This window comes from Brachyspira hyodysenteriae ATCC 27164 (genome assembly GCF_001676785.2).
GTDB lineage: Bacteria > Spirochaetota > Brachyspiria > Brachyspirales > Brachyspiraceae > Brachyspira > Brachyspira hyodysenteriae.
The window spans coordinates 302,114-326,977 of the sequence record NZ_CP015910.2; the positions used below are offsets into that span (position 1 = coordinate 302,114).

The window sequence follows — 24,864 nt, forward strand, 5'->3', positions numbered from 1 at the left end:
TATATCCTCGATAAACTCGGATACGCTTCGCGAAAGTGCAAGTATAAAATTAGTACTAAATCATACTAAAATACTCTTGCATGTAAGATAAATTATTAATTTAAGCACACCTTGCCAAATGCACGTAGAGCGAAGGTGGGATTCATCAAATATAGCCTTTCGCCGTAGGCGGGCTGTGCCTGCTTCTCGCCGTAGGCGTACTTCGTATGTGGCAATACCACAGGCACTTCCTTCGGTCGCAAAAGAAGTGGGGGTTGCCGAAGGCACGCACAGCGGGGGCAAAGCCCCATATATAAAAACAAAAATTAAATTTATTTTTGACAAAATATAGTTGTTTAGGTATATACTAAAAATTTTAAGTTTATAAAATAAAGTTTATACTGTAATGAATTTACTATATGCTTTTTTACTCATAAATAATACTTTATTATTATTTATAAAATTAATCATTTCAGTATATCATTTATAGAAGATACACATAAATCAACAGCCTTATCTATTTCATCTTCATTTATAATTAAAGGCGGATTAAAATAAATTACATTTCCCAAAGGTCTTAATAGAAGTCCTCTTTGAAGTGCCTTTTTATATATTTGATAACCCATTCTAAGTTTAGAGTCAAATCCTTCTTTTGTATTTTTATCAGTGACTAATTCCATAGCATTGATAAGCCCTATATTTCTAATCTCTCCTATATTTTTATGATCAAGTAATTTTTCTTTTAATTTATTATTTAAATATTTTGCTCTTACTTGTGCCTTATTTATAATATCATCCTCCCTTAAAACTTTTTGTACAGCCAAAGCAGCAGAACAGCCAAGAGGATTTCCGCTGTAAGTATGACTATGCATGAAAGCTTTTCCTTCATTATAGTCAGCATAAAATGCATCGTATATTTTGTCGGTGGTTATTGTTATTGCCATAGGCATGTATCCGCCTGTTAAGCCTTTTGAAATACACATTATATCTGGGCTTATATTAGCATGATCGCATGCAAACATTTTTCCTGTGCGTCCAAAATTTGTAGCTATCTCATCAACTATAAAAACTACATTGTATTTATCGCAAAGCTCTCTTAATTTTTTCAAGTATAGGGGAGGATATATTCTCATTCCAGCAGAAGCCTGAAGTAAAGGTTCTACTATAACGGCACAAGTTTCTTCTCCGTATTCTTCAAACTTTTTTTCAGCATCTTCAAAACATTCGCATTTGCAAGTTTCTCTGTTTTGGCAGTATTTGCATCTATAACAATCTGGTGCTTCTATATGTATAGTATCCATTAACATAGGCTTGTATATTTTTGCATATAAGTCCAAGCTTCCAACGGATAATGCACCGATAGTTTCACCATGATAACCGTCAGTAAAGCACATAAATTTTATTTTTTTAGTGTTGCCTGTTTGATGCTGATATTGAAAAGCCATTTTTAATGCAGCTTCTACAGATGAAGAACCATTATCAGAAAAATTGAATTTAGTAAGTCCATTAGGAATTATTTTTATAAGCTCTTCGCATAATTTAATAGCTCCTTCATGAGAGAAGTTTGCAAATATTACATGCTCTAATCTGTCAAGCTGTGCTTTGATATTTGCATTTATTTTTTCATTGCAATGCCCAAGTAAATTGCACCACCAAGAACTTACAATATCAATATACTCTTTTCCGTCTTTATCGTATAAATAAATTCCTTTTCCTCTGTCTATAATGATTGGAGGAAGTTCTTCATAATCTTTCATCTGCGAGCAAGGATGCCAAATATATTTTAAATCTTTTTCTTCTAATGTCATAATGAGTCCTTTATTAAGTGGATATATTGAAGTAAAAAATATTATTCTATTCAAATAGAGTTTCTATATTTTTTTCATCTAGTTTTAAAATACCGTCTATAACAATGCCTATAATTTTTACTCCCGTCATCTCCTCTATCATTTTTTTATTATCATCATGCATTTCATTTGCCATTTCAAATCTATTTAATATCACACCATTAACTTTTAGATTTTTACTTCTCATATATTCTATAGTTAGAACAGCAGAATTAATTGTTCCAAGTCCTGCATCTGCTATTATAAGAGAAGGTATATTTAATTCTTTTATGATATCTTCTAAAAATATTTTTTGATTATTATCATAACGAATAGGGCATATTATACCGCCGCTTCCTTCCACTATCATATAATCATGTTTTTTATTTATATTTTCATAAGCATTTTTTATAACCTTTATATCCGGAGGATTCCCCTCAATTTGTGCTGCCAAATGAGGGGAATAGGCATGCTTGTAAGTGTATGACACCATTTCATCATAAGAATCTAATAAATCGGCTTGCTGTTTTACATACCAAGCATCGCTGTCTGTTATGTCAAGACTTCCGCTTAATGCTGCTTTATAGTATCCGATATTCAATCCTTTATCTTTCATATGTTTTGCAATTAATCCTGATACATAAGTTTTACCTATATCAGTACCTGTTGCTGTTATAAAAATAGCCTTAGCCATAAATATTTCCTAATAAATTAATCTTTATTATAAATTAGTCTTCTTTTAACTCTATTTTATATCCTAATTCTTCAACCATTTTTTTATCTGTTTCTATTGAAATGCCTGCAGTTGTGAGCATATCGCCTGTTATAGCTGCATTAGCTCCGGATAAAAAGCATGATTTTCCTTTATCTTTCATAAGTCCTCTTCCGCCTGCAAGTCTTATGAATGCTCTAGGATTAATGAATCTGTATATTGCAACAATTCTTCTCATATCATCTTCAGTAAGAGGTTCAATATTTTCAAAAGGAGTGCTTGCTATAGGATTAAGCATATTAACAGGTATTGACATTATGCCAAGCTCTCTAAGCTCTATTGCCATATCAATCCTGTCTTCCCAAGTTTCGCCCATTCCCATAATACCGCCGCTGCATACCACCATTCCAGCTTTTTGTGCTGCTTTTATAGCATTGATTTTATCATCATAAGTATGAGTAGTGCATACTTTACTAAAGAAATTTCTTGAAGCTTCTAAATTGTTATGAACTCTTTTAAGTTCGGCATTCTTCATTTTGTTGAATCCTTCCTCATCAAGTAAGCCTAGAGATGCACATATATATCCGTCAGTCTCTTTATTAAGTGTTTCTATTGCATCATAAACTTCATCAATCTCTTTTCCATATAAAGCTCTTCCTGATGTTACTATAGAGTATCTTAAAACACCTTTATTAAAATCGCTTTTTCCTTGTTCTAATATTTTTTCTTTATCTAGAATATCATATTCATCGCATTTTGTATCATAATGAGATGACTGTGCACAGAATTTACAGTTTTCTGAGCATTTTCCGCTTTTAGCATTGATTATTGAACACATATCGAATGTATTAGAGCAGAAATATTTTCTTATTCCATTAGCCACAGAGCATAAATCTTCTAATGGTGCTTCTACCAATTTCATGGCTTCTTCTTTTGTTATATCATAACCTTTTATTATTTTCTCTCTTAATTCATCTAATGATATTTCTTTTTTTATAATTAAATCTATATTGCTCATATATTATAACCTCCTATTTATGATACTCTATGATTTACACTCCCTGAAACTATTCTATCAATTTTACCGTCCTGAAATTCCGCTACAAGAGCAAAGGTTTTATCTATATCCAATACTTTTACTATATGCTCTTCATTGTCTATATTAAGCGAAACTTTTCTTCCTATTAAAAAAGAACGTTTTCTGTATTCTTCATAGAATGCCACATTATTAAAATAGTATTCATACATTCTTTCTAATATCTTAGCTATTAAAATATTTCTTATATCTCTGTTATTTTGTATTTTATTTATTGAAACAGCTATATTATTAATTTCTTCAGGAAAACCATTTTTAGGGAAATTAACATTTATACCTATTCCTATAACAGCATAATCCAATTTACCGTCTTCAAAACTGAAAGCTCCTTCTGTAAGTATTCCGCATACTTTTTTATCATTTATAAATACATCATTAACCCATTTAATCTGTGTATTTTCATTTGAAATTTCTTCTATAGATTTTGACACAGCCATAGCGGCAGCAGTAGTGATGAATGAACTATTAAAAATCTTTTTCTCTTTTTTTAGATTGAGTATAATGCTCATATATATGCCTGTACCATAAGGCGAGAAAAAAGATTTTCCGTTTCTTCCGTATCCGCTTGTTTGTTCTTCTGCAATTACTACGGTTCCGCTGTCAGCTCCGTTCATTGCCATGCCTCTTGCTACAATATTTGTAGATTCTACAGTTTTATATATTACAAGGCTGAATTTATCTCTATATTTGGGCATATTATCTTTTATTATTTTTGATGATAACATGTCTGTTTCTTTTGATAGAGCATAGCCTTTATTTGATACAGAAAGAATATCATAACCTTCATTTTTCAAAGATTTTATAACTTTCCAAACGGCAGCCCTGCTTACATTCAAATCATTTGCTAGTTTTTCGCCTGATATGAATAAGCCCTTATTTGATTCTAGTATTGATATTATATTTTCTTTTAAATTTTTTCCCATAATTGAGAATAATAACATAACAATCATAATTGTCAACTTTAAAAATAATTTAAGTTTACAATTTTTATTTAAATTGTATATACTATGAACATTTATTTTTGATTAGGTATCATATCGTATAATTGATATACATACTAGAAAAATTTAATGTATTAATATTGTACATATTTTATAATTTACATAGTCTATATACTGACTTAATTATTAATAGTGTTTTATAAATATACAATACTTTAAAAATAATTGGTATATTTCTTGCATATATAATAGTGTAAGCGATGATGACTCGGTGAGAGTTAAAACAAATGATAGTTAATCGCTGATTAAATTTAGAAATATAAAAGTTTACATAAAAGGAGTTTAATTATGACTAAAAGATTATTTTTCCCAGCTTTACATACTATGTTAGATGATTTTAGAAGTTTTGACGAGGCATTCGGCAATTTATATAACAATGATGAGGTTAGAAAATTATCTCATTACAATATAGAAGAAGATGATAAAAGTTACATTATAGAAATGGATATGCCGGGTGTAAGAAAAGAAGATTTAGAAATAGGTATAAAAGAAAATGTACTTTCTATATATGCTGAAAGAAAGAGAGTTAATAAACAAAAACTTATTGAAGCTCCAGCAGAAAATAGCGAGAACAAAGAAAATGATAATGAAGTGGTTGTTTCTAAATATGAACAAAGCTTTAATATCAGCACAAAAGGAATAGATGTTGAGAACATTGAAGCTAATTTGACAGACGGGGTTTTAAAAATAGTTCTTCCTAAAAAAGAGGAAGTAAAATATGAGAAAAAAATTAATATAGGTTAATTGTTATTAATTAAATGAAGGCTATAAAATATAGAGGTTTATGGAAAATTAAAAATAAGAGATAAGTTAATATAAATTAAGGAGTTTTAATATGTCAAGAAGAATATTTGTACCAACTTTACATTCAATTTTTTCAAATGCTAATAGATGTAATTCAACAGGAAGCTGCGGTCATTATAATGGCTACAATGCTTATAATGATTATCATAATAGAGTATCAAATTACAGAATAGAGGAAGATGATAAAAATTACACTATAGAAATGGATATGCCGGGTGTAAAAAAAGAGGATTTAGAAATAGGAATAAAAGAGAATATACTTTCCATATCTGCTAAAAGGAAAAAAACTTTCAAATCAGAAAATGGAGAGTCAAAAGAGGAAGTTGTTTCAAGCTATGAGCAAAGCTTTAATATCAGCACAAAAGGAATTGATGTTGAAAATATAGCTGCCAATTTGAATAACGGCGTACTTATGGTAACACTTCCAAAGAAAGAAGAGCTTAAATACGAGAAAAAAATAGAAATAAAAGGAGAATAATTAAAGCCTATATGTAAATTCAATTCATAAGATATAATCCATAATAATAGGGACACAGGGTAGATAAAATATCCTGTGTCTTTTTTATTTTTTTTATTAAAAATTTTTATGTAAAACAGTTGGATTTATTTAGTTTTCATTATATCCTCGATAAACTTGGATACGCTTTGCGAAAGACTGCATTTTTAACTTGAATTTTAGGTATTATCACATATTTAATAGATATTGTAATAATATGAGGTTTCAGCATTTGCGTTTTTTGCAACTTTGGCGAAGCCCGCAGAGCGTGAGCGACAAAAAAGTTGATAATATATTTAGAAAATATAGAAATTGACAAAATATAGTTATTTAGGTATATACTATAGATAAAAACTATAAAAGGAATTAAACATGAATAAACCAAAAATAGTAGTGCTTGACGGATTTATATTGAACCCGGGTGATATATCTTGGGGAGAAATAGAAAGCATATCGGATTTAACTGTTTATGATAGAACCGATTATAATAAAGTGTATGAAGCAGCTAAAGATGCTTGGGGAATATTAAACAGTAAAGTTGTTATAGATAGAAAATTAATGCAGTCGCTTCCAAATTTAAAATATATAGGAATGCTTGCTACAGGATATAATGTTGTGGATATTGAAGCTGCCAAAGAATTAGGAATTACTGTTACTAATGTAAGAGGATACGGCCCTCAGTCTGTGGCTCAGCTTGTAATGGCTTTTGTATTATCTCTTTCTTTTAGGATAGTTGAACATAATAATCAGGTTCATAATGGCGATTGGATAAAATGCAAAGATTATTCTTTTAGTTCTTATCCTTTAATGGAGATAGAAAATAAAACTATGGGTATATTTGGATTTGGAGATATAGGAAAAGAAGTTGCAAAAATGTCTGAGGCAATGGGAATGAAAGTTTTAGTTTATTCAAGAAGTAAAAAAGAAAATGTTGAAAATGCTTCTAGTATAGATGAACTTTTTGAGAGATCCGATTTTTTATCTCTTAATGCTCCTTTAAATAAAGAAACAGAAAATATTGTTAATATAGATTTGCTTTCAAAGATGAAGAAAACAGCATTTTTAATTAATACTTCAAGGGGCGGAGTGATAGTTGAAAAAGATTTGGCTTATGCTTTGAATAATGATATTATAGCAGGTGCCGCTTTAGATGTGCTTTCAAAAGAGCCTCCTACAGAAGATAATCCTTTGCTTACTGCTAAGAATTGTTATATAACTCCGCATTTTGCAGGCAATACCTTAGAGGCTAGAACTAGACTTATGCATAAAGTTTATGAGAATATAAAAGCATTTTTGGAAGGAAACCCTATAAATGTTTTAACTAAATAATATTTATTATATATTAAAAATTTTTAAGTTTGTAAATTTTTTGTTGTTCTTTTTCCCGCCGCAAAAAGAACCAAAAAGTGCAAGGATAAAATTAGTACTAAATGATACTAAAATTTTCTAAATGTAAGGTAATTCATTAATTTAAGATAAAATATAGCCTTTAGCGAAGCGTATCCGAGCCTGTCGAGAGGATATAGCTTCTCGCCTGCCGTAGGTACACTTCGTGAGGCGGCAATACTATACCTAAAGGTACTCTTTTCAGTCGCAGTACTTCCTTCGGACGCAAAAGAAGTGTGGGTGTTACGAAGTACGCAGAGCGGTGTGGCTAGTCTCCACAAATAATAAAATAATTTTTTACAAAATATAGTTGTTTAGGTATATATTATGTCTTTTAACTCATTCAAAAACATGTTATTTATTTTATGAGTTGATACTGTAACCCTTAGAAAGTTAGCTAGTATGTTTTCTTTATCATATTTTTTTACGAATATATTTCTTTTTATAAGTTCTTCGTATATATAATCAGATGTTTTATTTACATGTTTTATTAAAAGGAAATTCGCTCTTGAAGGCACTACTATAAAACCTTCTTTGCTTAAGAGTGTATCCAATCTTTCTCTCTCTAAAACTATATCGAATATATTATTATACGAAGTTTTTTCATCTCTCAAAGCGGCAAGCGTTATAGTTTCGGATATTTTATTTATTCCATATTTCTGTCTTAATTTTGACATGTTTTCTATATTTTCTGAATTGGAGATTATAAAGTTAATATTAAGTCCTGATAAAGAATGAGAATGTGCAATGGATCTTATTATAATTAAATTTTTATATTCATTGATTAATTTTATAGCACTTTCTCCTGCAAAGTTTATATATGATTCATCTATGACATATATTCCTTCATAATGTTTTAGAAACTCTTCTATTTCTTTTATATTGATGAACATTCCTGTTTCAGCATTAGGATTGCTTGCTATTATTATAGAATTTTTATTTTTTATATGTTTTTTTAGACAAATATTATAATCTTCTCCAGCTTCAATCACATCATAATGCATTTTATAATAGAGAAAAATTTTAGTATATAAATCTCTGTAAGGCTCTTGAATAAATATTTTGTATTTATCATAAGAGTTGATAATGCAAGCAAAAGCTTCATACATACCATTAACAGAAATTATATTATTATTTTCTACATTAAGATATTTAGACATTTCTTCATCTAATTGCTGAGGGCTATACTCAGGAAAGAATATTAGAGAATCAATATCAAATTTTTCAAGCTCTTTAATAATATTTTTGGACGGCTTGTATGGATTTTCATTTTTGTCTAAAAAAATTTCTTTGTTCATTATTGTTATGCTCGCCTACGCCTAAAGGCTTTACTTAATAAATTAAGTTACACGCCTGTGTACCTTCGGTAATGTCTTCGGCTCGCTTATTTATTGCTATGCTCGCCTACATCTAAAGAATTGATTTAATAAATTAAACCAATTTCTTCAGCTTGCTTTATTACTGCTATGCTCACATACGTATAATAAATTAATTCACATATCCGTGCATTTGTTTTATTATTGCTAATAAAAATTGTGTTTATATAGTTAAACGTATTTTACAATTTTTATGTTTAGCATTCTAATATAAAAAATTATCATTTATAATTATCTTATTATTTTTAAATTAGTTTACACTTTTAAATTTTATATTTAGTTAATGTAATATTTTTATTAAGTAATGTATTATGTTTAAATAAATGGCAAATCTTGTCGATAATTATTTTAGGTTGATTATTCACAATCAACTCAATTTTGTATATTATATCTTAAATTAAGAGGCAGATTTCAATGTCAGTTAAACAGGTTTCCGATCAAGAAATATTATCAATGTATTTAAATTATGAAGCAGTAGAGAAGGGCTTATCTTCAAATACTTTAGAATCATATAAAAGAGATATTGTGATATATCTTGATTTTTTAAGCAGAAATAAAAAATCTATTTTAAAAGCTACAAGAAAAGATATTGAAAAATTTTTAAGCGAAAGAAAGGAGCAAGGTTCAAAATCAAGAACTGTGGCTAGAAACAAAGTAAGTATAGTTAATCTTTATAAGTTTTTAGTAATGGAGAATTATATTTCTAAAAATCCTACAGATAATTTAGAAGTTATAAGATTAAAAAGAGTATTGCCTGAATCTCTTACAGATACAGAGGTAGATGATTTGCTTGCAGTTCATAATGAAAAAACAGATAAGGGATTAAGAGATAAAGCTATATTTGAACTTATGTATTCTTCAGGACTTAGAGTTAGTGAAATTTGTTCTTTAAAAATTGATGATATATTTTTTGAAGGTAAGTATTTAAAGATATGCGGTAAGGGTAAGAGAGAGAGAATAGTACCTATAAATGACAGAGCTTTAGATATTCTGCAAAGATATATTCAGACAAGCAGAGTTATAATGGTGAAGGGTAAAAAGACTTCCGAATTATTTTTAAACTTCAGAGGCGATAAGATTTCAAGAGTAGGTATTTGGAAAATAGTTAAAGAAGCTATGAAGAAAAGTAAAATAGAAAAAAATATTTATCCTCATACTTTAAGGCATAGTTTTGCAACACATCTTATACAGCATGGTGCAGATTTAAGAGCAGTGCAAAGAATGCTCGGACATTCTGATATTACTACAACAGAGATTTATACTCATGTTGATTCTGCTCATCTTAAAAAACAAATAGCAAAACATCCTAAACATTCTAAACATGCTAGACAAAATACTAATATATAATAAAATAAATGAATTGGAACAATAAATGAAAAGAAGCATAATAGCAACAACAATATTATTACTTATATCTATATCATTGGTAGCATTAACTTTCGGTATAGGTGAAAGAATGACAATAGTCAGTTATAATGACAATGATCCTAGTTATCTCTTTGATGAAACAGAAAAGAATCATAGAATAGATATGTATAATCCTGATTCTCTTTCACTTGTTACATCAAAGCCTATATATGATTATGATTTATCAGTAGACTTGGAAGATATATATACGGAAGAAGAAATTAGTGCGGATTCGGATATAGAATATTTGAATCAAAATATGCTTCTTAGCGATGAAGAAATGAGCAGTGAAATGCCTAATCCTAATATACTTCCTGCTATGGTATTCAATGCTAATACTACCGATAAAGCGGCAGATAAACTTAGCGAAGCAGTAGAATTAGCTATAAAAAATTCAAGAAACAGAGAAGCTCCTAGGGTAGCAATAGATTTATCAAAAATATCAGTATTCAGATATGAACCTGTAGTTATTAATGCTTCTGTATATACTGAAGATGTTGTAAAAAATATAAGTATATATGTAAGATCCAAAAGAGATAAAATTGTTAGAATCAATGGAGATGAAAGATATTCTATAAATGTATTCAAAGTTAAAAATGCTGAATATAAAGGAACATATTTACATCCGTTTGGAGGAGATTTAGGAGAATATCAGGCAGTAGTTTTAGTTCAGACTAAAAGTGGTGTTTATGGCTATACTAAAGATTTCACTGTTAAAGGAAGACAATCTCCTGCTGCTAAAGAAACTAAAAAAATAGCTACTTTAGAATATGCAATAGATTTAACAACTAAAAAGATTCCTAGTGTAGAAACAGGCGAACTTACTACTTATGATGCTATATACGACTGGATAAGATATATGAAATGCGATATGTTCTGGGCTATAGGAGGACAGACTACAGGTTGGACTGCAGGAATTACTCCTGAAGAGCCTTGGGCTAAAGCTATGATTAAAAATATAGAAAACCTTGCAGCAAGCAAAGCTAAAGGAAATGTTGAGCTTGGTGCTTATGTTATGAGTTATTTTGCAGCAGGCGGCGGTGCTAGAAAAGGCGGTTATGATGTTTCTATAGGATATAACTCTGCTACTCAAAGTCTTGTAGAAAGCAGACATATATCTTTAGATGATCCTAAAAGAGTTCAGGATATTATAGATATATTAAAAAGATATGATTCTAATCCTAATATATCATATTTAGGTCTTGACTTCATAAGAACAGGTGAAGTTGATGGATATGAGATGGTTGATGAAATGGTAGAACTTACCGGAATTTATGTGCCTGCAAATTGGTCTACTATGAGTAAAGCTGCACGTATGCGCTGGCTTGCTATCAATAGGGGAAGAAAAGAAGTTGGCATGAAATGGAGATGGTTCAGAGCTCATAAAGAAGCTTTAATAATAAAAGCTATAAAAGATTCTGGTATAAGAAAAAAATTATGGGCATTTACTTTGGGTTGGAATCATGGTCAGGAACATGGACAGGATCCTTATATGTTCTTTGATGCTGGTATAGATTATGATGCAGTTATGATATATGAAGCTAGCCGTCCTCAGCATGTAAGTATGCTTGCAGCTTGGCCTCAGTATTTATCCGGCGAATATAATGTATTAGTTGGTAATATGATAGATAATAGACTTCAGGACGGAAGTTTGAGACCGGAACTTGAATATATGAGAAGGGTATATGAATCTGAAGCTAAATTTAATAGAAGCAGCAGAATAAGAGGAATATTCTTCCATGATATATCAAGAATGTTATGGTCTAAATTTAGAGGATCAGGAAACAGTATAAGAGAATGGGCTAATATAAATGCTTCTATCGTTTCAAGAATAGAGGAAAAATATTCTGAAAATCCATTTAATGTTACAGTTAAATTGGATGAGAGAAACAGAACAGGAGTTCTTACTATAGTTAATAGAACTTCTAAAAATCAAAACAATGTAACTATTAAAACTGATTTAGCTCAGGCTTTATCTACTATAGTGCTTGATACTGAAACTGTTGATATAGGTCCTGGTGAAACTATTGAAGTAGGATTTAGATATGCTTATGGAAGAAGCAGATATTCTTCACTTATGTCATTTAGAGTAGCTTCTTCTTCAGGTGAGGAGAATGTTGCAGTTGCTTATACTTTACTTAATTCTCTAAGAGCTAGACCTAAACAGGAAGAAAGTGCTGCTTTAGCTAAAAGTACAGATGATAATAAAAAAGAAGATGAAGAAGTAAAAGATAATTAATTGAAATATAATTATAGTACAATAAATAGGAAGTAATTTTTTTACTTCCTATTTTTTTTATAAAAAACATTATGATAGTTTCATACTAACCTAATAAAAACTTGGGCGGGTATGCTTTTTCTTATTGCAGTAAAAAAATATATGAAGTTATAATACAAATAAAAATAAAAAAACAAAAGGGCGGGGTATGTAAATAAAATTTTTAAATATAAATAATTTTTATTTGCTATTATATAAATTTCTTTTTTAATCTTTTATATAATATCTATATCCTGATTCTTTTATAACATTTTCAAATATTTTATTATCCAGTTGCTTTTTAGATAATATTACAGCTTCCTCATTATCAAAGCTTACTTTTGTATATACATCTTCAATTTTATTAAAATTATTTTCTATTATTTTTGCACAATGTGTACAATTCATTCCTCCAATTTTTATTATTTGTTTATATGGATAATTATTTTTGTTTTTATCCTTTACTTTAACTTTTTCTATAATTTGTGATGATGTGCCTGATGAACAGCAGTTTCCTGATTTAATCTTTTTTATATAGTTTATTACAGTGATTATAGCTATTATAATTATAATTGATACTATTATTATGCTTTCCATACGTATCTCCAAAGTTTGGTAATCGTTATAAAATGTTATGTTATTCTAACAAATATAATATACTTGTCAATAAAATTTTATAAAAAAATGATTCTTATATTTAATTTTAAGTTTTAAATTCCGTATTTATTAACAGTATATAATTTTTTTAAGGAAATTAAAATGAATAGATATATATTATTAATTTCATTTTTCATATTATCATTGAGTTCTTCTTTTTTGTATTCTCAGGATAATACCAATGATAATCCAACTAACGCTTTAAAGAGCAGATTATTTTTTACGGAAAGAGATAAATTAACTTCTAAAATTAATATATACACTTCTTGGAAAGAAACATATAAATATTTAAGAGATAATAGATTTAGATTTTATAAAAGAGCAGGAAGAACTTTGACATTAGAATTTAGATATAAATATCCTAGTCAATTACATGTAAATAGCGGTACTCCTATTATATTTACATTTGATGACGGAAGTACAATACAGTTAACAAATATACAGAAAGTTATATATAACCCTTACTTGATGGGAGATATTAATTATTATGATGTTGAAGTAAGATATAAATTCAATCAGGACAGTGAATTTGAAGGTTTTGCTAATAAGTCTATATCAAATATAAGATTCAATTTTATAAATCAATTTGGTGAAGAGGATTATGAAGATATAGGAATATCAATATTATCTACAAGTAATTGGCAGGAAATATTTAGTGCATTCAAAAATGGTATTGATGCTTTAGAAGAATTACAGGGTACAAATAATAATAATACTAACTATTAATTATAAAATAAAAAGCCAATCATATCAGAATATTTATTATCTCTGAGTGATTGGCTTATTAATATATAAAATTTCTTATATTAATTTGCATGACATTAAGTCTTGCTCTATAGAGTTGCTTAAGAATTCTACGAATACATCATATAATATAGGATCTAATTTTACATGTTTTTCAATGAAATCTTCTCTCATAATATTAAGAGCTTCTTCAGGAGTGAAAGTCTTTCCGCCTCTATACTTTCTTGCTGGGTCTATTAAAGCATCATATACATCTATAATTTCAAGCATTTTAGCAGGGAAATAAGCAAAAGCCTCGCATTCATCTATAGCTTTAGCATCATAAGTCATAATTCTTTGTATTTGGAAATTAGGATATTTTTTTAATTTTAAAGCATGTAAATGTTCATAAGGTCCGTATCCCAATCCGTAATATTCATGGTGTAAAGCCACTGTAAGTATAACTTCAAGCGGATATTCAGAAGTTTGACTTACTAAAGCATAGCTGTTAAATAAGTGTTTTTTTATTCTTTCATAATCTCTTCCGTTTGCTCCTTCAAAATAGTCCAAATCCTTAACTTTTCCTATATCATGAAGTAAAGCACCTACAGAATAAAGATTCATTTCTCTTTCTTCTATTATTTTAATACCTTTGTCAATACAATCTTCAACAGTTGCTAAATTTTTATGCACACCGTCTTTATTAAATATAGCTTCAACTTGTTCATAGAATTTTTTATATTTATTTGTATACGATGTTCTTATCTTATGTACTAAATGTCTTCTGTTTATTAAATTATTATAAAATACCATGAAATTCACATAAGATATAAATACTCTATTTGAATGCGACATTACACCGCCATCAGAATAATTTCTAAGTTCATCGAATACTTTTTGAGTTTCAGTATTTGAAGCGAGCATATCAACTATAGTAGTAACCAAATTAGTTGTAGTTTCTGTTATTTCCTGATTTTCTTCTTTAGCCTGTTCCTGAGTGATTTCTTCTCCTTTGATCTTTTGAATACTTTCAAACATAGTAACTTTAGCTATAAGTCCTACATCATTTCCTACATTTACTATTTGCTGAGCTGTATTTTTATTGATTCCTGTTTCTTTATCTACAGTAATTTCTTTTAATTTTTCATCATAACTTTTTATTGTATTAACTTTTTCCTTATATGTCATTTTAGAGATTTCAGATATTCTTTTACCCATCTCTTTTTCTGACTCTTTAGGTGTTCTAAATACATAAGGAGTAGATTCTTCAGAAGTATTATCAGAATTATTTGTTTGAGTAATTGATCTAAATTCTTCTATAAACATAGAAAAGTTTTTAGGTATATATATTTTTAGGTTGCTATATTTTTCATTATCGATTATTAAACCTAATTGTTCAGTAGGAAATGCTATAAGTTTTTTTTCTTTATCCAGTCTAAACAATGGTATGTTATGAGCAACTAACTGATCTTTTATTGATTTCAGTTCTTTTACAGTTAAAATTTCATATTTTTCTATTAAATCATTCATTATAAAAAATTACCTCAAACAAAAAATTACATAATACCTTCGCGATATATTATATAATATTTTGAAAAAAAAAGAAATATAAAAAATTATTTTTTTATTTTGACGCCTGGACAAGCTCTTTTAAATTTACCGGATATTAAATTTCCATTTTTATCCATATATTCTTTCCAATAAGGGAAAGTAGAGCATTGATTAGGTTTTGAACTATTAATAGTGCATCTGTTATTTTCATCAAGAAATGTACAAGGCATATCATCTGTTACTTTTATATAATAACCATAACCTTCTTCATATTCTAAATATTTATTAATAAAAACTAGAGGAGATATTTCTAAGAATTTAGAAGCTCTTTTTATATCATCATCATTAAAAAATACATATCCTTTTTCTTTGCAGCATATACCGCATCCGGTGCATGAAAATGTCAATATGGAATTTTTATTTGATTTATTAGGTTTTTTCATTTTAATTGGATTTTATTTTAATATAGAATTAGCTTGAGACTTTATTGAATTTGCCAGATTCTCTTTTCCCATTTTTAAATACATTTCAGATACTTTTATATAGTCATTGTATAAAGCTCTCTTTTCTGATTCATTCATATCTTCAATTTTTTTTTTTCCCCCATTAGGGATTTTGATATCTATATTAAATACTATACTATCAGGATTATTATTTATTATATTTTCATTAAGTACAGCTATTGAAGGCCATCTTCTGCTGTCCCCAAGTTCAGCTGTAGCTATTGATGATAATGTATCTGTCCATTTTGTTTTATAAATATCAGTATTATATGATAATGTATTGTTATTTGCCTGTGTATTATTATTAGCAGCAGCATTTGTATTTGCAGTAGGAGGATTAGGTGGAGGTGTTGGAGGAGTAGGGGGTGTTATTTCCGGTTCTTTTGGAGGAGTAGGAGGTGTAGTAACAGTGTTAGTTTGCGGTCTAGTAGTATTAGTTTGAGTATTTACTGCATTGTTAGTCTGCGGTCTAGTAACATTAGTTTGAGTATTTACTGTATTATTAGTTTGTGGTCTAGTAGTGTTAGTTTGAGTATTTACTGCATTGTTAGTTTGTGGTCTAGTAGTATTAGTTTGAGTATTTACTGTATTATTAGTTTGTGGTCTAGTAGTATTAGTTTGAGTATTTACTGCATTGTTAGTTTGTGGTCTAGTAGTGTTAGTTTGAGTATTTACTGCATTATTAGTCTGCGGTCTAGTAGCATTAGTTTGAGTATTTACTGCAGTATTAGTATTTTGTCTGTTAGTATTTATATTATTAGTAACAGATATAACATTGTTTGTTATTAAATTATTAGTATTTAATGTATTGTTGTTTGTTACTTCCTCATAGAAATTATCATCTACTTCATTGTTTTTACCTGAGAAGAATTGAACTCCTAAGAATGATAATCCTAATATTATAATTATAATTCCAACTATAGGTACAATTTTATTAGATTTTTTATTATTATCTATAGAATGATCAGGAGCAACATAAGGTTCAGCAGGTTTCTTTTCAATTTCAGGTAAAGAAGAAGTTTTCAATTCATCTTCTGTTTCTATTATTTTTATTTCTTTATCTTTTAATTCCTGAATTTTTTCATTAATAGTTTCTTTTAATTCCTCTATTTTTGATGAAGAAGAGTAATCTTTATAATTTTCTACTGAAGTATTTTCATCTACTGTAGGAGCATCTTTTATTGCTGTATCCATTTCTTCCTGATCGAATTTAGATCTTTGAATATGTTCATCATCAGTAGGTATAATAACAGGTCTTTTAAATATATCACTTTTACTGTATGTAGCTTTTTCTTCTACTTTTACAGTTTCTTCAATTTTTTCAACCTCTTCAATTTTTGCTTCTGTTTTCTCTTCTTCAATTTCATTAATCTCTTTAGTTTCTTCTGTTACTGTTTCTTTTTCTTCTTCTTTTATCACTTCTTCTGTAGTTTCTATTTCTTCAGTGATTTTATCTTCATTTTCAGATACTGATTCAATATTTTCATCCTGTTTAGTATCATTATTTTCTTCTATTTTTTCATTATTTACAGTTTCTTCAGTTTTTTCTTCTTTATGCTCGAATGTTTCAAAAGAATAAGGAGATGAATTATTATCATGAACTATTGCTGATGATATATTTTCATTATTTTGTTCAGCAGCAGTATCTTCTATTTTATCAATTACTTTTTCAGTTTCTTCAGTTTTTATGCTATGAGCAGCAAATACACTGCTTATAACAGGCTTAGAAGTATTTTTAGTATTATCTATATTCTCATCATCTACATCTACTATAGCTATACGTTTTTTTACACTTACAGGTCTTGATACATTCTTAGATTTTGCTTTTATAGCTTCTTTTAGAAGAGTTATTGACTCTCTTTCTGTTTTATTTTCAGTATTTTCTGTTTTTATTGATTCAAGTTTTCTAACAGGAGTTGAAGTTTTAAGAACAATTTTTCTATCTGCAGTTTTTATTTCAGATGTAGCTTCTTTGATTATATCTTTTAAATCTCTTTTTTCATCATCATTTTTTTTCAGAATTGAAGTTAATGGCTTTGTTTCAGTTTTAGTTTCTTTTATTTCTGCTGTTTTTTCTTCTGTTGTACTTATTTCAGCAACTTTTTTAATAGGCTCTTCTTTCTTTTCAGCTTTTTCAACAGTTTTTTTAGCTGTAGTTTTCTTTACAGGCTCTTCTTTCTTTTCAGCTTTTTTAGCTGTAGTTTTCTTTACAGGCTCTTCTTTCTTTTCAGCTTTTTCAGCAGTTTTTTTGGCTGCAGTTTTCTTTACAGGCTCTTCTTTCTTTTCAGCTTTTTCAGCAGTTTTTTTGGCTGCAGTTTTCTTTACAGGTTCCTCTTTCTTTTCAGCTTTTTCAGCAGTTTTTTTAGCTGCAGTTTTCTTTACAGTCTCTTCTTTTTTGTTAGTTGTTTTTTTTGTTTCTTTAGATTCTTCTTTTTTGTTTGTTGTAGTTTTTTTTGTTGCCATATTTTCACTCTGTTATATTTTGTTTTCTATTTATTAATATATTTTTTATAGTATTCATTGTCTTTTCATCGAATATGTTTTCAGTTATATTTCCTCTTTTTAGAGAATCTATAAGATATTTATTTAAATTTATATCTTTATTTAGATTCTTTTCTTTTGCTATATAAACATAATTACACATAGAAAGAATTATTCTAAGCTGATTTCCATCAGATGAATATTTATCTATTAATTTTTGAGGCTCATCAATACCTAAACAACTTAAATTATAACAAACTTTAAAGAAAAGTTTATTAGTAACTTGTTTAATTTGTGTATCTTTTTTAATTTTTTTATTTACAGTATAGAGTATAGAAAAATCTCTTGCTTCAAAATTACATATAGTAGCATAAAATTTTTCCTGATAAGGCATAAGATAATGATGACTTTTTGCCTTAGATTCTACTCTAGTAATAAATCCTTTTTCTTCTAAAGTATCTAATGATTTAACTATTGTTGCATTTCCTCCTATTCCAGCCTCATTTAATATTTGAGAATGGGTGGTTTTAGCTATTCCAAGTTCATAGTCATAATTAGCAACTAAAGTTCTATATACTTCTTTAGCAGATAAAGGTAATTTTTTCCAAGTATTATTTTCTGTTATAGATTTTGGAATAAAAGAACACATTGATGCTATTGATAAAAATGTATCTTTATCTATTGTCTTTAATTGTGCTTTATTTATTATATCTATAATGTTTTCCAAAATTCTACTCCAGTGTCTATATAATATATCTAAATTAATATAAAATCAAGTTTTAAAAAAATATTTTATTTGTGTATACTTAATAGTTTTTATATAAAATTAGGGCTTTTTTTATCGGCTTTGTTTTTATTAATTTTATTTTTGAGTTTTTTATAAGAAATTTTAAAAATATGAATCAAAAATCATATAATTTTTTAGTTTTTATTATAATTTTTTTTCAAAATAGTCTTAACAGCATCTAAATTTTGATTTTTTTGGATAAATTTTCCAAAAATAGCCATAAAATTCCTAGAATTCCAAGTTTTTTATGCTTTTTTAGCCCTTGTTTTTATTAAAAAAGTCAAAATATATTTTTAGCTAGTCGAAATATGTATTACATGTATTATATATGTTTTATTTTGAAAAAAATACCTAAAAAAACATCAAAAAGCGGTTTATTTAGTATTGTGTTTTTTTAGCTGTATGCTATAATAATAAAACAGTTGATGAGAAACGAAAAACAAAACGAAACATCAGCTAACAAAAATAAAAGTTCTTTGAAATATGGATAGCAGAAGCAATTTAAGAAAAACACAACTGGTGTAAAGAACTTAATAAGTTCTATGACCCAATAGTTACAATTTGTAACATTTCTTTAAGTAAGTAAATCACTATTCAGTAGAATAGTAAAATAAAGAATCATTTCAGATTCACAAAAGTGAGTATGGAGAGTTTGATTCTGGCTCAGAGCGAACGTTGGCGATGCGTCTTAAGCATGCAAGTCGAGCGGGCTTATTCGGGCAACTGGATAAGTTAGCGGCGAACTGGTGAGTAACACGTAGGTAATCTGCCGTAGAGTGGGGGATAACCCATGGAAACATGGACTAATACCGCATATACTCTTGCTACATAAGTAGAGTAGAGGAAAGGAGCAATCCGCTTTACGATGAGCCTGCGGCCTATTAGCCTGTTGGTGGGGTAACGGCCTACCAAAGCTACGATAGGTAGCCGACCTGAGAGGGTGACCGGCCACATTGGGACTGAGATACGGCCCAGACTCCTACGGGAGGCAGCAGCTGAGAATCTTCCACAATGGACGAAAGTCTGATGGAGCGACATCGCGTGAGGGATGAAGGCCTTCGGGTTGTAAACCTCGGAAATTATCGAAGAATGAGTGACAGTAGATAATGTAAGCCTCGGCTAACTATGTGCCAGCAGCCGCGGTAATACGTAGGAGGCAAACGTTGCTCGGATTTACTGGGCGTAAAGGGTGAGTAGGCGGACTTATAAGTCTAAGGTGAAAGACCGAAGCTCAACTTCGGAAACGCCTCGGATACTGTAAGTCTTGGATATTGTAGGGGATGATGGAATTCTCGGTGTAGCGGTGGAATGCGCAGATATCGAGAGGAACACCTATAGCGAAGGCAGTCATCTGGGCATTTATCGACGCTGAATCACGAAAGCTAGGGGAGCAAACAGGCTTAGATACCCTGGTAGTCCTAGCCGTAAACGTTGTACACTAGGTGCTTCTATTTAAATAGGAGTGCCGTAGCTAACGTCTTAAGTGTACCGCCTGAGGAGTATGCCCGCAAGGGTGAAACTCAAAGAAATTGACGGGTCCCCGCACAAGTGGTGGAGCATGTGGTTTAATTCGATGATACGCGAAAAACCTTACCTGGGTTTGAATTGTAAGATGAATGATTTAGAGATAAGTCAGACCGCAAGGACGTTTTACATAGGTGCTGCATGGCTGTCGTCAGCTCGTGTCGTGAGATGTTGGGTTAAGTCCCGCAACGAGCGCAACCCTCACCCTTTGTTGCTACCGAGTAATGTCGGGCACTCTTAGGGGACTGCCTACGTTCAAGTAGGAGGAAGGTGGGGATGATGTCAAGTCCTCATGGCCCTTATGTCCAGGGCTACACACGTGCTACAATGGCAAGTACAAAGAGAAGCAAGACCGCGAGGTGGAGCAAAACTCAAAAAAGTTGCCTCAGTTCGGATTGGAGTCTGAAACTCGACTCCATGAAGTTGGAATCACTAGTAATCGTAGATCAGAACGCTACGGTGAATACGTTCCCGGGGATTGTACACACCGCCCGTCACGCCATCGGAGTTGGTTTTACCTGAAGTCGTTAGCCTAACCGCAAGGGGGGCGGCGCCGAAGGTGGGACTGATGATGAGGGTGAAGTCGTAACAAGGCAGCCGTACCGGAAGGTGTGGCTGGATCACCTCCTTTATTCGGAGATTGTCCGACTTAAATCTTACTGCTATTCATATTTGAAAGAATTTTTCCATATTATATTTTTTATACCTCGTTAAATAAACTAGCCTTTGTGGCTGGTTTTTTTGTGTCTTTTTTGGAAAAATATTTATATTTTTGACTTTTTTGATAATATGTCTATAATAGTTATAGTTGATATTGGAGATTTTTTATGGCTGTGTTGCAAAAAGAAATTGATATGAATATGCAAGAACAAAAAATATACGAGTATAATAGAATATATGTATATAGAGTATTGAAAGAAAATATAATGAAATTGGTACTTAAACCAGGAGAAAAAATAAGCGAATTAAATATAAAAAAAACTTTTAATGTAAGCAGATCTCCAATCAGAGAAGCTATAGTTAGATTAGTAGATGAAGAATTAATTGATGTTTTTCCTCAAAAAGGTACTTATGTTTCTTTATTGGATCCTAGCTTAATAGAAGATTCATTATTTATGAGATCTGCTATAGAAAAAGAAATAATGATTTTATTATGCTCAGAAGATTTTAATTCTGAAAATTTATTAATTTCTTTGGAATATATATTTGAGAAACAGAAAAAAATAGCATCTACTAATTTGAATAGAGATTCTATTATGAAATTTTTAGATCTCAATGAGCAATTCCATAGCGAGATATTCAAAAATATCAATAAAATTAATGTATGGGAAAAAATTTTGAAATTTGGAACCCATTATGTAAGGTTTCATATATTAGAATCTCTATCTAAAACTAATGTTGATTTTGCTATAAAGCAGCATACTGATATTATAAATGCTATAAAAAATAAAGATTATAGTATAGCAATGCAATTAGAAAATAATTTATTATCCAATTATAGATGTAAATTAAAAAAAGTATATGATCTATATCCTCAATATTTTAAATATAAAGTATAATTATATTATTTTTTAATCATTAGTAGTTTCTTCTTTGAATCCTAAAGATAAATCTATTTCCTTACTATAATTGCTGTCATAATACCAATTGTATAGTTTCCAATTATTAGTATCAAATATGTTATTATTTACATGATAATATGTATTAAAATCATAAGTGTTTGATGATTGATTTTCTGGCTTCCAGCTTCTAATTCTTATTATATTAGCACCATTTGTTTTATAATCATTGGTTATTATTTTATTATTAAATATATTTTTTATATCTTTTATATGATTAACTGCCAAATAAGGCATATCGGCTACAGTCATAAAATTAGTATCAATATTTAATTTTCCTCTTTTATTAAAGTCTTTATACATTAATAAAGAATTATATAAAGCTATAAATTTTGTATTAGGCTTTTCAAAGTATTTTGAATTTACTCTGTATCCATGATCAGAAATTATTATTATTTTTGTATTATCATAAACATTATTTTTTTTAAGAAACTCTATTATTTTAACTATATTTTTCATTGAAGCTGCATTTGCATAAAAATGTCTTACGCTGTTGGTATCTTTATATATTTTTAAATCATTTGTATCTATATAATTCAAAGATACTGAAGGCAATAAATCAGGAAGAAAATAATGAGGTTCATGTGTGGTATTGTTATGCATTATATTATAATTATTGCCATTTTCATCTATATTTATTAAATCTTTAATAGAATTTAATAAAGCATAATTTTCTATACTTGTATTCATAATATTATTTTCATTTATAAGCCATTTTCCGCCGCTGTATAATGTTTTTCTTAGCCATACAGGTATTATCCTAAAAAATGAAAATCTTATCAATTTATCATTATCTAAATTAGATGTTATTATATTATTTTCATTTGTATATTTATTTATACTGTAATCGTAAATATAATCTTTATTATAGGCTTTAATATTGCTGTAGCTTTTAAATATGCTTAAATCTCCCTTAAAAGACATATTAGCATAAACAGGATCAAGCATATAAGATTTATAGCCGTATTTTTCTAATGATAAAGGCAATGTTAATAAAGCTTTATTATGAATGTTTGTAAGATTATTATTTTTATTAGTGCTTGTTTCGTATGGGAGATAATCATAACCTCCGTAAATAGATGCTATTGTTATGGTATTATAATTGTATGAAACAGTATTAGGATAGAATGTAAAGCCGTCAAACATATCTTTATATTCTTCATATCTATTAAAAGCATCAAACCAATATGAAGGTATGGCTCTATCCAATATTATAACGAATATATTTTCTCCATTTCTTGAGATATTAAATATCTTTTCTCCATTTTTTAATTTATATGATGTTTTTGTATATGTATCATCATAGCTTAATATCTTATATGTATAGAATATTGATGAGGCAATCAATACGAATATTATTATATAATCAATATTTACTAATATAGAGGATTTGGATTTTTTTATAATTAAATAAATAAAAAGGAAAGAAATTAATATCATTAAAGTATTGATTATTATATCTTTATTAATTATTTTAATTGCACTGTCAAACATAAAATCAGAATTCATATTAGGATAATTACCAGCAAAAATGAATGTGTCTATTATGAATATTATGGACAAAAATATAAATGCTAATGATATATAATTTTTGGTTTTATCTGAAAATATATTATATATAAATAATGGATAAAATAAAAATATTCCAATACTCATAGATATACTGTTTATTATTAAATCTAAATGATTATTGAATTCTGATACTGAATTATTTATTAATGATGTAGGTATAAAAAGCCCTGAAAGTACGGTTATAATCAAACATGATAATATAAGCAGTTTATATCTGTATTTAATGAAATTATTATTTTTAATCAATGATTTTTCTATATAATCAAAGTTTAATGTCAATATTATTACTGCCAAAATAGTTAAAATATTTTTTATATCTGTTTTATTTATAAAAGACATCACAATCAATACTATAAAAGCCAATATAAAGCATAAATTGCATATTTTTAATATTTTATCTTTATTTAATGCTCTATATAACTTATATTCCAAAACAATATTTTTAATTAAAGAAAATAGGCAGTTGATATTCCAATAAAATAATAATCCTGAAGGCGAATTATATAATATGATTAGAAATATTAATGAAGTTATATATAGAGGCATACTTTCTTTTATACTCAATTTTTTACTGTAAACCATTCCTGCAAGTATACTGAATATAGTCATAGTAAATGGAAGTAAATTAATGCCATTTATTAAATTATCAGGCTTTGAAAAATCTTTTATGAAAAATAAATTTCCCTGAGATAAATCGGATAGGCTGTATATGAAATTATATGCCGCAATAAAGAATGGTATTTGTATTAAAAGCCCTAAAACTCCTCTGAAAGCATAAATTATTTTGTATCCGTTAATTCTATGACAGGTTCTTATTAGTAAATATCTTTGATCACCTTTATAAACGGCTTTTATATTATCTATTATGGGCTTCATTTTATTTTGAATATTTCTCTCTTTTTCCTGCCATTTTTCTGCTATATTATAAAGCGGAAGAGATAAAAAATTAATTGATAAACTTAATAAGAATATACTTGTGCTATAAGATAAGTTAAATATATTCTTAAATAGAAAAAATAAAGTTTCTATAATAAATTCTATTGGAAATATAAAAACATCAAAAAATATATCTGCTAATATCATATATATTAATTTAAAATTTAAAAA

Annotated in this window: 18 protein-coding genes and 1 rRNA gene; 8 read left to right on the forward strand and 11 right to left on the reverse strand. The window is 28.5% G+C overall.

Features of this window, described 5'->3' with window-relative positions; translation table 11 throughout:
* Positions 1-446: 446 nt before the first annotated feature.
* Genes bioA through BHYOB78_RS01350 form a run of 4 tightly spaced genes read right to left on the reverse strand, consistent with a single transcriptional unit; the run spans position 447 to position 4,536 of the window.
* The gene (gene bioA, locus BHYOB78_RS01335) at positions 447-1,787 is read right to left on the reverse strand and encodes an adenosylmethionine--8-amino-7-oxononanoate transaminase (protein ID WP_020064816.1); all 1,341 of its coding nucleotides are present in this window, start codon (positions 1,785-1,787) and stop codon (positions 447-449) included.
* Positions 1,788-1,833: 46 nt separating this feature from the next.
* Positions 1,834-2,499: a dethiobiotin synthase gene (bioD, locus tag BHYOB78_RS01340; protein WP_012671558.1), complete on the reverse strand. Its 666-nt coding sequence runs from the start codon at positions 2,497-2,499 to the stop codon at positions 1,834-1,836.
* A gap of 34 nt (positions 2,500-2,533) precedes the next feature.
* Positions 2,534-3,535 (reverse strand): biotin synthase BioB, encoded by a 1,002-nt coding sequence (gene bioB / locus BHYOB78_RS01345; RefSeq protein ID WP_020064817.1) that lies wholly within the window; start codon positions 3,533-3,535, stop codon positions 2,534-2,536.
* A gap of 17 nt (positions 3,536-3,552) precedes the next feature.
* Positions 3,553-4,536 (reverse strand): biotin--[acetyl-CoA-carboxylase] ligase, encoded by a 984-nt coding sequence (locus BHYOB78_RS01350; protein WP_012671560.1) that lies wholly within the window; start codon positions 4,534-4,536, stop codon positions 3,553-3,555.
* 366 nt (positions 4,537-4,902) lie between these two features.
* Between BHYOB78_RS01350 and BHYOB78_RS01355 the strand changes: the two genes are divergently transcribed.
* From BHYOB78_RS01355 to BHYOB78_RS01365, 3 genes are all read left to right on the forward strand, one after another.
* Positions 4,903-5,358: an Hsp20/alpha crystallin family protein gene (locus BHYOB78_RS01355; protein WP_020064819.1), complete on the forward strand. Its 456-nt coding sequence runs from the start codon at positions 4,903-4,905 to the stop codon at positions 5,356-5,358.
* Between the two features lie 91 nt (positions 5,359-5,449).
* Positions 5,450-5,896 (forward strand): Hsp20/alpha crystallin family protein, encoded by a 447-nt coding sequence (locus BHYOB78_RS01360; protein ID WP_020064820.1) that lies wholly within the window; start codon positions 5,450-5,452, stop codon positions 5,894-5,896.
* Between the two features lie 390 nt (positions 5,897-6,286).
* A complete protein-coding gene (locus BHYOB78_RS01365; RefSeq protein ID WP_020064821.1) occupies positions 6,287-7,243 on the forward strand; it encodes a D-2-hydroxyacid dehydrogenase in 957 nt (318 codons plus the stop codon).
* Between the two features lie 371 nt (positions 7,244-7,614).
* On the opposite strand, the gene BHYOB78_RS01370 is transcribed toward BHYOB78_RS01365, so the two are convergent.
* On the reverse strand, positions 7,615-8,598 hold the full coding sequence (locus BHYOB78_RS01370) for an aminotransferase class I/II-fold pyridoxal phosphate-dependent enzyme (RefSeq protein ID WP_020064822.1): 984 nt from the start codon (positions 8,596-8,598) through the stop codon (positions 7,615-7,617).
* Between the two features lie 492 nt (positions 8,599-9,090).
* Here BHYOB78_RS01370 and xerD point away from each other — a divergent pair, with 492 nt between their 5' ends.
* Positions 9,091-10,023: a site-specific tyrosine recombinase XerD gene (gene xerD, locus BHYOB78_RS01375; RefSeq protein ID WP_020064823.1), complete on the forward strand. Its 933-nt coding sequence runs from the start codon at positions 9,091-9,093 to the stop codon at positions 10,021-10,023.
* Between the two features lie 25 nt (positions 10,024-10,048).
* On the forward strand, positions 10,049-12,322 hold the full coding sequence (locus tag BHYOB78_RS01380; RefSeq protein WP_020064824.1) for a hypothetical protein: 2,274 nt from the start codon (positions 10,049-10,051) through the stop codon (positions 12,320-12,322).
* Positions 12,323-12,568: 246 nt separating this feature from the next.
* Here BHYOB78_RS01380 and BHYOB78_RS01385 read toward each other — a convergent pair whose 3' ends face one another.
* Positions 12,569-12,937, reverse strand: coding sequence for a heavy-metal-associated domain-containing protein (locus tag BHYOB78_RS01385; protein WP_012671569.1), 369 nt, complete (start codon positions 12,935-12,937; stop codon positions 12,569-12,571).
* A 162-nt stretch (positions 12,938-13,099) separates the two neighbouring features.
* Between BHYOB78_RS01385 and BHYOB78_RS01390 the strand changes: the two genes are divergently transcribed.
* Positions 13,100-13,723 (forward strand): hypothetical protein, encoded by a 624-nt coding sequence (locus BHYOB78_RS01390; RefSeq protein ID WP_012671570.1) that lies wholly within the window; start codon positions 13,100-13,102, stop codon positions 13,721-13,723.
* Positions 13,724-13,798: 75 nt separating this feature from the next.
* On the opposite strand, the gene BHYOB78_RS01395 is transcribed toward BHYOB78_RS01390, so the two are convergent.
* The 4 genes from BHYOB78_RS01395 to BHYOB78_RS01410 all read right to left on the reverse strand — a co-directional run bounded on the left by BHYOB78_RS01395 (position 13,799) and on the right by BHYOB78_RS01410 (position 18,982).
* Positions 13,799-15,250, reverse strand: a complete 1,452-nt coding sequence (locus BHYOB78_RS01395) for an HD-GYP domain-containing protein (RefSeq protein ID WP_012671571.1) — start codon at positions 15,248-15,250, stop codon at positions 13,799-13,801.
* A gap of 86 nt (positions 15,251-15,336) precedes the next feature.
* Positions 15,337-15,714, reverse strand: a complete 378-nt coding sequence (locus BHYOB78_RS01400; RefSeq protein WP_020064825.1) for a YkgJ family cysteine cluster protein — start codon at positions 15,712-15,714, stop codon at positions 15,337-15,339.
* A 12-nt stretch (positions 15,715-15,726) separates the two neighbouring features.
* Positions 15,727-18,237 carry a LysM peptidoglycan-binding domain-containing protein gene (locus tag BHYOB78_RS13895; protein ID WP_065203219.1) on the reverse strand — a complete coding sequence of 837 codons (2,511 nt, stop codon included), beginning with the start codon at positions 18,235-18,237 and terminating at the stop codon, positions 15,727-15,729.
* 4 nt (positions 18,238-18,241) lie between these two features.
* The gene (locus tag BHYOB78_RS01410; RefSeq protein WP_012671574.1) at positions 18,242-18,982 is read right to left on the reverse strand and encodes a hypothetical protein; all 741 of its coding nucleotides are present in this window, start codon (positions 18,980-18,982) and stop codon (positions 18,242-18,244) included.
* A gap of 700 nt (positions 18,983-19,682) precedes the next feature.
* Between BHYOB78_RS01410 and BHYOB78_RS01415 the strand changes: the two genes are divergently transcribed.
* Together BHYOB78_RS01415 and BHYOB78_RS01420 are read left to right on the forward strand one after the other, a co-directional pair.
* Positions 19,683-21,197, forward strand: a 16S ribosomal RNA gene (locus BHYOB78_RS01415).
* Positions 21,198-21,393: 196 nt separating this feature from the next.
* Positions 21,394-22,125: a GntR family transcriptional regulator gene (locus BHYOB78_RS01420; protein ID WP_012671575.1), complete on the forward strand. Its 732-nt coding sequence runs from the start codon at positions 21,394-21,396 to the stop codon at positions 22,123-22,125.
* Between the two features lie 12 nt (positions 22,126-22,137).
* Here the strand turns inward: BHYOB78_RS01420 and BHYOB78_RS01425 are convergent, their stop codons facing one another.
* Positions 22,138-24,840, reverse strand: a complete 2,703-nt coding sequence (locus BHYOB78_RS01425; protein WP_012671576.1) for a YidC/Oxa1 family membrane protein insertase — start codon at positions 24,838-24,840, stop codon at positions 22,138-22,140.
* Between the last annotated feature and the right edge of the window lie 24 nt (positions 24,841-24,864).